This is a genomic window from Marinobacterium aestuariivivens, from assembly GCF_042661465.1.
Classification (GTDB): Bacteria; Pseudomonadota; Gammaproteobacteria; order Pseudomonadales; family Balneatricaceae; genus Marinobacterium_A; species Marinobacterium_A aestuariivivens.
This window is the reverse complement of sequence record NZ_JBHSWE010000001.1, coordinates 4,035,642-4,047,967: the sequence shown is the minus strand read 5'-3', so window position 1 is coordinate 4,047,967 and position 12,326 is coordinate 4,035,642. Positions and strand designations below refer to the sequence as shown.

At 62.2% G+C, this 12,326-nt stretch carries 6 protein-coding genes and 3 pseudogenes; 1 reads left to right on the top strand and 8 read right to left on the bottom strand.

Annotated elements, in window-relative coordinates:
* Positions 1–46: 46 nt before the first annotated feature.
* The 5 genes and pseudogenes from ACFQDL_RS21110 to sdhC all read right to left on the bottom strand — a co-directional run bounded on the left by ACFQDL_RS21110 (position 47) and on the right by sdhC (position 6,380).
* Positions 47–2,876, bottom strand: a pseudogene (locus ACFQDL_RS21110) (2-oxoglutarate dehydrogenase E1 component).
* 292 nt (positions 2,877–3,168) lie between these two features.
* A complete protein-coding gene (locus tag ACFQDL_RS21105) occupies positions 3,169–3,873 on the bottom strand; it encodes a succinate dehydrogenase iron-sulfur subunit (RefSeq protein ID WP_379910731.1) in 705 nt (234 codons plus the stop codon).
* Between the two features lie 12 nt (positions 3,874–3,885).
* Positions 3,886–5,658: a succinate dehydrogenase flavoprotein subunit gene (sdhA, locus tag ACFQDL_RS21100; protein WP_379910730.1), complete on the bottom strand. Its 1,773-nt coding sequence runs from the start codon at positions 5,656–5,658 to the stop codon at positions 3,886–3,888.
* A 3-nt stretch (positions 5,659–5,661) separates the two neighbouring features.
* Positions 5,662–6,009, bottom strand: coding sequence for a succinate dehydrogenase, hydrophobic membrane anchor protein (gene sdhD, locus ACFQDL_RS21095; RefSeq protein WP_379910729.1), 348 nt, complete (start codon positions 6,007–6,009; stop codon positions 5,662–5,664).
* On the bottom strand, positions 6,003–6,380 hold the full coding sequence (sdhC, locus tag ACFQDL_RS21090; RefSeq protein ID WP_379910728.1) for a succinate dehydrogenase, cytochrome b556 subunit: 378 nt from the start codon (positions 6,378–6,380) through the stop codon (positions 6,003–6,005). Before sdhC ends, sdhD begins: the two co-directional genes overlap by 7 nt.
* 427 nt (positions 6,381–6,807) lie before the next feature.
* On the opposite strand from sdhC, the pseudogene gltA reads away from it, so the two are divergent.
* Positions 6,808–8,083: pseudogene (gene gltA / locus ACFQDL_RS21085) on the top strand (citrate synthase).
* Between the two features lie 108 nt (positions 8,084–8,191).
* Here gltA and ACFQDL_RS21080 read toward each other — a convergent pair.
* The 3 genes and pseudogenes from ACFQDL_RS21080 to mmsB form a co-directional block, all read right to left on the bottom strand.
* The gene (locus ACFQDL_RS21080) at positions 8,192–9,133 is read right to left on the bottom strand and encodes a malate dehydrogenase (protein WP_379910726.1); all 942 of its coding nucleotides are present in this window, start codon (positions 9,131–9,133) and stop codon (positions 8,192–8,194) included.
* A 184-nt stretch (positions 9,134–9,317) separates the two neighbouring features.
* Complete coding sequence (locus tag ACFQDL_RS21075; protein ID WP_379910725.1) at positions 9,318–11,207, bottom strand: propionyl-CoA synthetase; 1,890 nt, start codon at positions 11,205–11,207, stop codon at positions 9,318–9,320.
* A gap of 172 nt (positions 11,208–11,379) precedes the next feature.
* Positions 11,380–12,291, bottom strand: a pseudogene (mmsB, locus tag ACFQDL_RS21070) (3-hydroxyisobutyrate dehydrogenase); the annotation flags it as partial.
* Positions 12,292–12,326 lie beyond the last annotated feature (35 nt).

Here is a 12,326-nt window from a genome sequence, read left to right as displayed (position 1 = left end):
TCCTTAGTGCTCCGCGTAGGTCGTATCCCGCGATACGACCTCGTCATTAACCGTTGAGTGCTTCGTTGACCAGTGCTTCTTGCTGTTCCAGGTGCACCGAGATGTGCCCCACTGCCGGCGCCGCCGCATGCGGACGACCCACACCGTGCAGATGCAGCGCGGGGTTGTGCCCGTGCATTACATTGCGCATGTGGTGCTGGCTGCAGTACCAGGCGCCCTGGTTCATCGGCTCTTCCTGACACCAGACCACCGACTCCAGGTTGGTGTAACCTGCGATCGTCTCGGCGAGCTTCGCCTCCGGGAACGGATACAGCTGCTCGATGCGCACGATGGCGACGTTCTCGAGTCCCAGCTCCGTCCGGCGGTTGTAGAGGTCGTAGTAGACCTTGCCGCCACAGAGCACCAGGCGCTTGACCTTGGCCGGATCCAGCTGATCGACTTCACCGATGACCGGCTGGAAAGTGCCTTCGGCCAGCTCTTCGAGCGTCGAGGTCGCCTGCTTGTGACGCAGCAGACTCTTCGGCGACATCACCACCAGCGGCTTGCGCAGCGGGCGGGCGACCTGGCGGCGTAGCAGATGGAAGATCTGCGCCGGGGTGGTCGGCGTGCAGACCTGGATGTTGTGCTCGGCACAGAGCTGCAGGAAGCGTTCGAGACGGGCGGAGGAGTGTTCCGGACCCTGGCCTTCGAAGCCGTGCGGCAGCAGCATGGTCAGACCGCAGAGACGGCCCCACTTCTGCTCGCCGCTGGTGATGAACTGGTCGATGACCACCTGGGCGCCGTTGGCGAAGTCGCCGAACTGGGCTTCCCAGATCACCAGTGCATTGGGGATGGTGGTGGCGTAGCCGTACTCGAACGCCAGCACCGCCTCTTCCGACAGGTAGGAGTCGAAAATGGTCATGCGCGGCTGGTCGTCCGCCAGGTTCTGCAGCGGCACGTAGCAGCTGGCGTCCTTCTGGTTGTGCAGCACCGCGTGACGGTGGGAGAAGGTTCCGCGACCGACATCCTGGCCGGTCAGACGCACCGGATAACCTTCCGCCAGCAGGGTGGCGTAGGCCATGGTCTCGGCGAAGCCCCAGTTGACTGCCATCGCGCCGGCAGCCATGCGACGGCGGTCTTCGTAGATCTTCTGCACCTGGCGCTGGACGGCGAAACCTTCCGGCACCTCGTTGACCTTGTTGGCCAGCTCCTGCAGCAGTTTCAGTTCGACACTGGTATCGCAGTCGAAGGACCACTCGTGACCGAGATACGGACGCCAGTCGACGAACAGCTCGGTGTTGGGCTCGAGTACCAGCGACTTGGCGACGTGCTCGCCGCTTTCGAGCGCCGCACGGTACTCCTTCTCCATCTCCTTGCTTTCGGCCTCGTCGAGGACCGACTCGCCGATCAGACGCTCGGCGTAAAGCTCACGGGTCGTCTTCTGCTTCTTGATCTGGCTGTACATCAGCGGCTGGGTACCGGACGGCTCATCCGCTTCGTTGTGACCACGGCGACGGTAACACACCAGGTCGATCACAACGTCTTTCTTGAACTCGTTACGGTAATCCAGGGCCACCTGGGTGACGAAGCGCACGGCTTCGGGATCGTCGCCATTGACGTGCAGAATCGGCGCCTGGACCATCTTCGCCACGTCGGTGCAGTACTCGGTGGAACGCGCGTCTTCCTTGCGGGACGTCGTGAAGCCCACCTGGTTGTTGATGACGATATGGATGGTGCCGCCGGTCTTGTAGGCACGGGTCTGGGACATCTGGAATGTCTCCATGACCACACCCTGGCCGGCAAAGGCCGCATCGCCATGGATCGATACCGGCACGACGGTGCTGCCCACGGGATCTTCGCGACGGTCCTGACGGGCACGCACGGAGCCCTCGACCACCGGCGACACGATCTCCAGATGCGACGGGTTGAACGCCATCGCCGGTGCACTTCGCCGCCCGCTGTCATGACGTTCGACGAGAAGCCCTGATGGTACTTGACGTCACCGGAGGACTCGATCAGCTTCTTGCCCTCGAACTCGCCGAACAGCTCCGCCGGGTTCTTGCCGAAGATGTTGACCAGCATATTGAGGCGGCCGCGGTGCGCCATGCCGATCACGACTTCCCTCGTGCCGTCGCGACCGGCGCGCTGGACCAGCTCGTCCATCAGCGGAATCAGGGACTCGGCACCTTCGAGACCGAAGCGCTTGGCGCCGGCATAACGGGCACCCAGGTACTTCTCCAGGCCCTCGGCCGCGGTCAGCCGCTCGAGAATGTGCTTGCGCTCCTCGGCTTCCAGCACCGGGTGGCAGCGCACCGGCTCCAGGCGCGACTGAATCCAGCGCTTTTCCTGGGTATCGACGATGTGCATGTACTCGGCACCGACAGTGGTGCAGTAGGTCTGCTTCAGATCGTCGATGATCTGTTTCAGCGGCGCCTCTTCGGAGCCGAAGAACAGCGAACCGAGCTGAAAGACCGTATCGTTGTCCGCCTCCGAGAGTTCGTGAAAACGCAGATCGAGGTCAGGTACCGGCTCGCGCTTGAGCAGGTTCAGCGGATCGATATCGGCGGCCTGATGTCCACGCACCCGATAGGCGTTGATCATGCGGAGCACGCGGACCTGCTTCTTCTCGTGTTCGGAGGAGACGCTGGCCACTTCAACGGGACGGGTCCGGTTCTGGTTCTTGGAGAGGTAGAGGAAATGTTCACGGATCGTGGAATGGGGGACATCCTGCGAAATCTGTTCACCGACCTTTGGCAGGCGGTCAAACTCTTCGCGCCATTCCTCGGGAACGGCATTCGGATCCATGAGGTAGGTTTCGTAAAGTTGTTCGACGTATGAAAGGTTCCCCCGTAAAGGTGGGCGTTCTTCCATAACAGCTCCATTACGCCTTCTTGCATTCTATGATCACCCTGGCTCAAGGAGTCCACCAGCACGAAAGGTTGCACCAGTTCCCTTCGTAACACCCGCTGGGTGTCTCCTTTTTGTTACCGTTTTGTGTCGCCACGCGCCTCACGGTTTAAAGCGCATAAACGCGGGCAGTATTGTACGCCTTTTGTTACGGGCTTTACACAGCCCATTCACCCGCAAGGGCCAAAAATCACTAAACGTTAGTTGTAGAAATCTTGTTTAACGGGTTAGTAAAATTCATCTAAAAAAACGGCACCGAGGGTGCCGTTTTTCGTTTCGCGATCAGGTCGCCTGCGAGAGCAACATGTTGCGGATCTTGCCGATCGCCTTGGTGGGGTTGAGCCCCTTGGGACAGACACTGACGCAGTTCATGATGCCGTGGCAGCGGAAGACGCTGAACGGGTCGTCCAGCTCCGCCAGACGCTCGCGGGTCGCGGTGTCGCGACTGTCCGCCAGGAAGCGGTAGGCCTGCAGCAGACCGGACGGTCCGACGAACTTGTCGGGGTTCCACCAGAACGACGGGCAGGCCGTCGAGCAGCAGGCGCAGAGGATGCACTCGTACAGACCGTCGAGCTCGGCGCGTTCTTCGGGCGACTGCAGTCGCTCGATGGCCGGCGCCGGGGTGTCGTTGATCAGGTACGGCTTGATCTTCTCGTACTGCTTGTAGAACTGCCCCATGTCGACCACCAGGTCGCGGATCACCGGCAGACCCGGCAGCGGCCGCAGTACCAGCTTGTCCTTCTCGACCACCGCCGACAGCGGGGTGATACAGGCCAGGCCATTGGTGCCGTTCATGTTCATGCCGTCGGAGCCGCAGACCCCTTCGCGGCAGGAGCGGCGGTAGGCCAGCGACGGGTCCTTGTCCTTCAGCAGCTGAAGCAGGTCCAGCACCATGATGTCCTTGCCGCCGGGGATATCGATATGGATATCCTGCATGTAGGGCGCATCATCGGTCTCAGGATTGTAGCGATATACACTTACCAGCATCGTAACAGCCCCTTAGTAAGTACGAACTTTCGGCGGGAATGCATCCATGGTCTTGGGCGCAAAGTTGACCGCACGCTTGGTGATGCGCTTCTCCCCCGGAACGAACAGGGAGTGGCACAGCCAGTTTTCGTCGTCACGCTCGGTGAAGTCGTTGCGGGCGTGAGCACCGCGGGACTCCTTGCGCACCTCGGCCGCGATGGCAGTCGCCTCGGCCACTTCCATGAGGTTTTCCAGCTCGAGCGCTTCGATACGGGCCGTATTGAACGCCTTGGACTTGTCTTCCAGGTGCAGGTTTTCGACCTTGCCGCGCAGCTCCTTGAGCAGCCCCAGACCTTTCTGCATGCTTTCGCCGTCGCGGAATACGCCGAAGTACAGCTGCATGGTGTTCTGCAGTTCCTTGCGCACGTCGGAGACACGCTCGCCACTGGTGCTGTCGTTGAGACGGTTGAGACGCGCCATGGCCGCATCGAGATCGGACTCGGTGGCATCCAGACACTCGTAACCTTCCTGCAGCTGCTTCTCGATCTGCAGGCCGGCCGCACGGCCGAAGACCACCAGGTCGAGCAGCGAGTTGCCGCCCAGACGGTTGGCACCGTGTACCGATACGCAGGCCACTTCGCCGCAGGCGAACAGGCCGTCGACGATGTAGTCGTTGCCCTGGGCATCCTGACTGATCGCCTGACCACCGATATTGGTGGCGATACCGCCCATCATGTAATGGCAGGTCGGCACGACCGGGATCGGGTCTTTTACCGGATCGACCGCCGCGAAGGTTTTTGCCAGTTCGCAGATACCCGGCAGACGGGAGTGCAGCACTTCCTCGCCCAGATGATCGAGCTTGAGGAAGACATGATCGCCGTCGGGGCCTGCGCCGCGACCGTCGAGAATCTCCAGGATCATGGAACGGGCGACAACGTCGCGACCGGCCAGGTCCTTGGCGTTCGGCGCATAGCGCTCCATGAAACGCTCGCCGTCCTTGTTGATCAGGTAGCCACCCTCGCCACGGCAGCCCTCGGTCACGAGAACGCCGGCGCCGGCGATGCCGGTCGGGTGGAACTGCCACATTTCCATGTCCTGGGCCGGAACGCCGGCACGCAGGGACATGCCCATGCCGTCGCCGGTATTGATCAGGGCATTGGTGGTGGAGGCATAGATACGGCCCGCACCGCCGGTGGCCAGTACGGTGGCCTTGGCCTTGATGTAAACGGTCTCGCCGGTTTCGATGCAGATGGCGATACAGCCGACGATTGCACCCTGGGCGTTTTTCACCAGATCGACGGCATACCACTCGTTGAGGAAGGTGGTGCCGGCTTTCAGGTTGCCCTGATAGAGGGTATGCAGCAGCGCGTGACCGGTACGGTCAGCCGCCGCACAGGTGCGGGCCGCCTGACCGCCCTCGCCGAAATTCTTCGACTGACCGCCAAACGGGCGCTGGTAGATGCGGCCGGTTTCGGTACGGGAGAACGGCAGACCCATATGGTCCAGCTCGAAAACGGCCTGGGGGCCAACGGAGCACATGTACTCGATCGCGTCCTGGTCGCCGATGTAATCGGAGCCCTTGACGGTGTCGTACATGTGCCAGCGCCAGTCATCGTTCGGGTCGGCGCTGGCGATGGCACAGGTGATGCCGCCCTGGGCCGATACGGTATGAGAGCGGGTCGGGAAGACCTTGGTGACGCAGGCGGTGTTCAGACCGGACTGGGCCAGCTGCAGCGCGGCACGCATGCCGGCACCACCACCGCCGACCACGATAGCGTCGAAAGTTAGCGTACGCAGTTTAGACATAGGTTAGATACCCCACAGAATCTGAATGCCCCAGACGACGTATATAAAGGTCAGCAGACCACAGGCGGACTGGAACAGGAAACGCGCACCGGTCGGCTTGATGTAATCCGTCGAAACCGACCAGAGGCCGATCCAGGCGTGCGCCGCCAGGGACAGCAGCGCCAGCAGCGAGAAGATCCGCATCGAGGTGCCCTCGAACAGTCCCTTCCACTGCTCGTAAGTCAGCTCGTCGCCGAATGCGAGGTAAAAGACCATGAAGACGGTATAAGCCACCAGAACGACGGCGCTTACACGCTGAATCATCCAGTCGTAGAGGCCGCTGCGGCCAAAGCTCGTGATACTGGTTACCATACCCATACTCCTGCCAGAAGGATCAGCACGCCGCCGATTACCAGAGTCACTTTGGCCGCCATGCGGCCGCTCTCCAGTTCCTCGCAGTAACCTGCATCCATCACCAGATGTTTGATGCCGGCCACGAAGTGGTAGCCCAGCGCAGACACCAATCCCCACGCGATCAGTTTTGCAAAGAAGCTGCCTTCGAACATGGCAACCGCTTCGTTAAATCCAGCCTCGGATTCCAGAGACAGGCCCAATGCATAGAGCATAAAGATAGCGCCGAAGAACAACGCTATACCTGTTATGCGATGCAAAATGGACGAAATCGCCGGAAGGGGCTGTTTTATAGTTCGCAGATCTAGATTTACAGGTCTTTTTTTGTTCACGGCTCTTGTTCACACTTTGCTGTCCTATTGCAGGACAGGGTTGCTAGGAAGTGCTCAGAGAGTAAATACCCCTGTCAGCGAAGCCGCGAAAACCGCCGAAAATCCTCAGCGGGCGCCGCGACTTCGGTGCGAGAGTATAAGCACTTGCCCCCGATATTACAACGAACCACCGGTGGCGCTCGCCTTTCAGAATACGCCAAAACCGGGCATCCGGAGCACAGCTACAACTAATGGCGTATACCGCGCTGACGAGATGACTGTTAGAAATCCCATTTATGTTGCACTGCGAAGATTACGCCCGGCCGTACAATTGACAATCCCGTTTCAATCTCTATATTGGGTGGGTCCTAATTCGGGCCAAGACTTTTAGTTGTAGCACGCCACGAGCCTGCTGCTGCAAACCCTACGACAATGATAGGAGCCGCTAATGGCTGACAAGAAAGCACGGTTGACAGTCGACGGTCTTGATGAAGCTATCGAATTGCCGGTGTATTCCGGCACCGAAGGTCCGGATGTCATCGACGTCCGCCCGCTGACCGGCAAAGGCCTGTTCACCTACGATCCCGGCTTCGTCTCCACAGCTGCCTGCGAGTCAAAAATCACCTACATCGACGGCGAGAACGGCATCTTGCTGCACGGGGGCTACCCGATCGAGCAGCTGGCCGAGAAGTCCGACTACCTCGAGACCTGCTACCTGCTGCTGAATGGCGAACTGCCGAACGCACAACAGAAAGAAGAGTTCATCAGCACCGTCAAGCGCCACACTATGGTGCACGAGCAGATGAGCCATTTCTTCAACGGTTTCCGCCGTGACGCACACCCGATGGCGATCATGGTCGCCTGCGTCGGCGCACTCTCCGCCTTCTATCACGACTCTCTGGACATCAACGACGCCCACCATCGCGAGGTCTGCGCCTTCCGCCTGATCGCCAAGATGCCGACCCGGCCGCGATGTCGTACAAGTACTCCATCGGCCAGCCGTTCATGTATCCGCGCAACGACCTGAGCTACGCCGAGAACTTCCTGCACATGATGTTCGGCACCCCTTGCGAGGAGTACAAGCCGAGCGCCGTGCTGGCCAAGGCCATGGACCGCATCTTCCTGCTGCATGCCGACCACGAGCAGAACGCTTCCACCTCCACGGTCCGCCGGCAGGCTCCTCCGGCGCCAACCCCTTCGCCTGCATCTCGTCCGGTATCGCGGCCCTCTGGGGACCGTCCCACGGCGGTGCCAACGAGGCGGTACTGAGCATGCTCGAGGAGATCGGCGACGAGGCCAATATCCCCGAGTTCATCGATCGCGCCAAGGACCCGGAAGATCCCTTCCGCCTGATGGGCTTCGGTCATCGCGTCTATCGCAACTTCGACCCGCGTGCCAAGGTCATGAAGGCCACCTGCGACCAGGTGCTGGCGGAGCTCGGCATCGAAGACGATCCGCTGCTGAAAATCGCCAAGCGACTGGAACAGATCGCCATCGAAGATCCCTACTTCGTCGAGCGCAAGCTGTACCCGAACGTGGACTTCTACTCCGGCATCATCCTCAAGGCGATCGGCATTCCGACCAGCATGTTCACCGTGATCTTCGCGCTGTCGCGCACCATCGGCTGGATCTCGCACTGGAACGAATTCCACAGCAGCCCGAACCGTATCGGCCGCCCGCGCCAGCTCTACACCGGTCCGCAGAAGCGCAATTATCCGGCATAAAGCGGGTCGACAGCTGCGAGTTGACAGAGGGCGCCCTTAGGGGCGCCCTTCTAGATTCGGCACGGCGTACGTCCAGCACCCTACATTCAGCCAGGCGCCCGAGCCCGATCAAAGTTTCGCGACGATCGCCTTCATCTCCTCGATATCCCGCGCCACCTGGTCCGCCGAGGCATCGAACATCGTCCGCTCCTCCTCGTTGAGCTCCAGCTCGATGACCCGCTCGAGACCCTCGTCGCCGAGCATGCAGGGAACCCCCATCGCAATATCGCTGCGGCCGTACTCCCCTTCGAGAATCGCCACCGCCGGCAGGATGCGGTTGCGGCCGTTGGCGATCGCATCGACCATCTGGGCGATGGCCACGCCGGGCGCGTCATAGGCGCTGCTATGGGTCTTCAGCCCCAGTATCTCGCCACCGCCCTTGCGCGTACGCTCGACGATGCGGCGAATCTGGTCGGGCGTCAGGAAATGCGACAGTGGCACCGAGCCGACCGTGCAGTAACGCATCAGCGGCACCATGCTGTCGCCGTGACCGCCCATCACCAGGGCGCTGATATCGCGGGCGGAAAAGCCGGTCTCCTCGGCGATGAAGCACTTCATGCGCGCCGTATCCAGCACCCCGGCCTGCCCGAACACGCGGCTGCGGCTGCGCTCGCTGAGCTGCCAGGCCCTGTAGGTCAGCACATCGACCGGGTTGGACACCACCAGCACCACGGCATCGGGCGCATGCTCGCCGATATCCCGCATGATGCCGTCGATAATCGGCAGATTGGTGACCAGCACATCCTGCCGCGACTGCCCCGGCTTGCGCGGCACGCCGGCACTCACCACGACCAGCTCCGAGTCCTCCAGCAGCGCTGCCCTGCCGCCACCGTAGACCCAGGTATCGGAACCGCTTTCGACAGCCGCCTGCCAGATATCCAGCGCCTTGCCCTGGGCCAGATCCCCGAGCACGTCGATCAGCATCAGCTCCCGGCACAACTCCTGACGGGCGATAATCTGCGCTGTCGCCTCGCCCACCATGCCGGCCCCCACGATCGCGATCTTGTCCACGGCACACCTCCCGGTCAGCTCGTCTTACCGGAAGTATTGATGCTGGAATGCGCCCTGGCCAGCCGGGAATGACCGGGGACAAGGTGCGGGCAAACGGCTGCCGGCAAAAACAGCAAAGCCGGCAGCCTCCCGAAAGCAGACTGCCGGCCCTGTCGACTCGAGTCAGTCGACTGGAGACTGTTGTTTATACCAGTCCCGCTTCCCGCATGCGCCCGGTGATTTCCGGCAGGATGCTTTCGTCGTCGATGGTCGAAGGCGTCCTGTAGTCGTCGCCGGCGGCGATCCTGCGCAGGATGGCACGCAGTATCTTGCCGGAGCGGGTCTTCGGCAGGCGCGGCACCACCAGCGCACGACGGAAGCAGGCCAGGGCCCCGACCTGTTCGCGCACCCGCTGCACCAGCTCGGCTTCGAGGGTCTCGTCGTCGATATCCTCGCCGGCCTTGAGCACGATCAGCCCGACCGGCACCTGCCCCCTGAGGGCATCGCTGACGCCGATCACCGCACATTCGGCCACCGCCGGATGGGCCGAGACCACCTCCTCCATCTCGCCGGTCGACAGCCGGTGCCCCGAGACGTTGATCACGTCGTCGGTACGCCCGGTAATGTAGACGTAACCCTCTTCGTCCCTGTAGCCACCGTCGCCGGTGTGGTAGTAGCCGGGGAAGGTTGAGAGATAGGCGTCCTGGAAGCGCTGCGGCTGGTTCCAGATGCTCCAGGCCACGCCCGGCGGCATCGGCAGCCTGACGCATATATTGCCCTGCTCGCCCGCCTCCAGCACCTGGCCGTCGCCGTCCAGCACCTGGATATCGTAGCCGGGAATCGGTTTGTTGGTGGAGCCGAGGCGCGGTTCCGACGGTTTGTCCCAGCCCATCATCGCCGAGGTCATCGGCCAGCCGGTTTCGGTCTGCCACCAGTGGTCCATCACCGGTACCCCGAGCAAACCCGAGAGCCAGTCGTAGGTCGAGGAATCGAGCTTTTCGCCGGCGACGAACACCCATTTCAGGCTCGAAAGGTCGTAACCCTTTGCCAGCTCACCCTGCGGGTCCTCCTTGCGGATGGCACGGAAGGCGGTGGGCGCACAAAACATCGAATTGACGCCGTATTCGGCGATGACCCGCCAGTAGGTGCCGGCATCGGGCGTGCGCACCGGCTTGCCCTCGAAAAAGACCGCGCTGCAGCCGCCCATCAGCGGCCCATAGACGATAAAGGAGTGACCGACGACCCAGCCGATATCGGAGGCGCCCCACCAGACGCCGCCGGCCTCCATGCCGTAGACATTGCGCAGCGCGTAGTGCAGCGCCACCGCATGGCCGCCGTTGTCGCGCACGATGCCCTTGGGCTGGCCGGTGGTACCGGAGGTATACAGAATATAGAGCGGATCCTTGCCCAGTACCGGCACGCACGCCGCCGGCTCCACGCCCTCCTGGGCCTGGTACCAGTCCAGATCGCGCGCGTCCTGCAGCTCGGCCTTCAGCATCGGCCGCTGGCAGACCAGGGTCTGCTGCGGCTTGTGCCGGGCCTGCTCGATCGCCTTGTCCACCAGCGGCTTGTAGGCGATCGTCTTGTCGAACTCGATGCCGCAGGAGGCGGTGAGAATCAGTTTCGGCCTGGCGTCGTCGATACGGATCGCCAGTTCCGCAGGCGCGAAGCCACCGAACACCACCGAATGCACCGCGCCCAGGCGGGCACAGGCCAGCATGCCGATCGCCGCTTCCGGAATCATCGGCATGTAGATAACGACGGTATCGCCCTTCCCGACACCGAGCCGTTTCAGCGCGCCGGCAAAGCGGGCGACCCTTTGCTGCAGCTCGGCGTAGGTGATCGCCTCCCGGGTGTCGCTGACCGGCGAGTCGTAGTAAAGCGCCACCTGATCGCCGCGTCCCTGCTCGACCTGCCGGTCGAGCGCCAGATAGCAGCTGTTGAGTTCGCCGTCGGGGTACCAGCTGTCGCTGCCCTGGGGCGTCTTTTCGAGAATGGTTTCGGGCTTCTTGAACCAGGCGATCTGCTCGGCCTGCCGGGCCCAGTAGCCCTGCGGATCGTCCAGCGACTGGCGATAGGGGTCTGTGTAGTCCATGGCACTACCTCGGGTTGTTTTTGTTGTAAGGGGTATGTAGGGTGCTGGTGAGCCACGCGAACCGCACCGTTACGATGGCGGTGCGCTGCGCTTCCTGAAGTTTGCTCCGGCAACTTCAGGATTTCGACAAAGCGGCCTTCCGCCATCCATGGCGGTCACCCGCACCCTGCGTTTATTCGCTGTCGCGGTAGAGATTGAGCACGCTGGAGAAGTCCAGGGTGCCATTGCCCTTGGCCTTGTGCAGGCTGAACAGCGAGCGGGCGGCGGAGCCCATCGGGATCGGCGAGGCGCTCTGCTGGCTCAGCTCCATCGCAAGACCGAGGTCCTTGAACATCAGGTTGGTCTGGAAGCCGCCCTCGTAATCACGCGAGGCCGGTGCGGTCTCCATCACGCCGGGCCAGGGGTTGTAGACGTTGAGTGCCCAGTTGCCACCGGAACTCTGCTTCATGATCTCCGACAGCACGGCCGGATCGAGGCCGTTCTTGACGCCCATGTTCAGCGCCTCGCAGGTGCCGGTCATCAGAATCGCCAGCATCATGTTGTTGCAGGCCTTGGCGATCTGGCCGGCGCCGTGGTCGCCGGCGTGGAAGATGTTCTTGCCCATCTTCTCGAGCACCGGCCTGGCACGCCCGAACTGCTCGTCCGAGGCGCCGACCATGAAGCTCAGGGTGCCGGCCTGGGCACCGCCGACACCGCCGGACACCGGCGCATCGATGAAGTCCAGTCCGCGCCCGGCGGCCGTTTTGGCGACCCTTTTGGCGACCTCGGCCTCGATGGTCGAGCAGTCGATGATCAGGGCGCTCGGATCGATACGCTCGAGCAAAGCCTCGGGACCGCTGACGTATAGCCCCTCGACGTGCCGGCCGGCCGGCAGCATCGAGATCACGTACTCCGCGTCCTTCACCGCCTCGACGGCGCTGGCGGCGCGTACGCAGCCCTCCTCGACGGCATGAATCAGTGCCTGCTCCGACAGGTCGAACGCCTGCACCCGGTGGCCGGCCGCGGCCAGATTGTGGGCCATGGGCCCGCCCATGTTGCCCAGTCCGATAAATGCGATCGTAGCCATTGTTCTTGTCCTTATCGTTCGGCGATCGCGACCCGAGCCGCGACCGCGGGTGT